The organism is Rhizobium sp. AQ_MP (assembly GCF_014237835.1).
GTDB lineage: Bacteria > Pseudomonadota > Alphaproteobacteria > Rhizobiales > Rhizobiaceae > Allorhizobium.
On the sequence record NZ_JACJVI010000077.1, the window covers coordinates 1 to 410 of the forward strand.

Genomic DNA, 410 nt, shown 5'->3' on the forward strand with positions numbered 1-410 from the left:
GACATGGGAATCGTCAAGCTTCGCAATGCCCGCAGCATCGAGATCGTGAAACCAGAAAAGCTTCGAATGCTGAGCAATTAGGCCGGATCGCCGGCATCGACCTGGCGCCCCACTTTTCAGGGCTCATCTACAATTTACCACTGCCAAAGCCCAAGCGTACGCCGCTTCGCACAACCATTGCGATATCACGAAATAACACATTGATTGACAGACCTGTGATCTTCCGTACCATCCGCTGAGAGGAAGAAGGAGGAGCGCCCGTGCATCACAGCACCGAGAACACCACCACACTGTCTGCCTCCCACCGCCGTATCCGGCGTCGATCCGAGCTTTTGACATTTTTCATTCTCGCGTTCGGCATTTGGCCGATCGTTGCGGTAGCGACCGTCGGAGGCTTCGGCTTCATGGTC

General features: G+C 55.4%; 1 protein-coding gene and 1 pseudogene. Both read left to right on the top strand.

Features of this window, described 5'->3' with window-relative positions; all coding sequences use genetic code 11:
- Nucleotides 1-239: hypothetical protein (locus H6M51_RS24550; protein WP_210314929.1), on the top strand; the 239-nt coding region annotated here is incomplete at its 5' end.
- A 51-nt stretch (nt 240-290) separates the two neighbouring features.
- Nucleotides 291-410 (top strand): annotated as a pseudogene (locus H6M51_RS24290) (nitrate reductase); the annotation flags it as partial.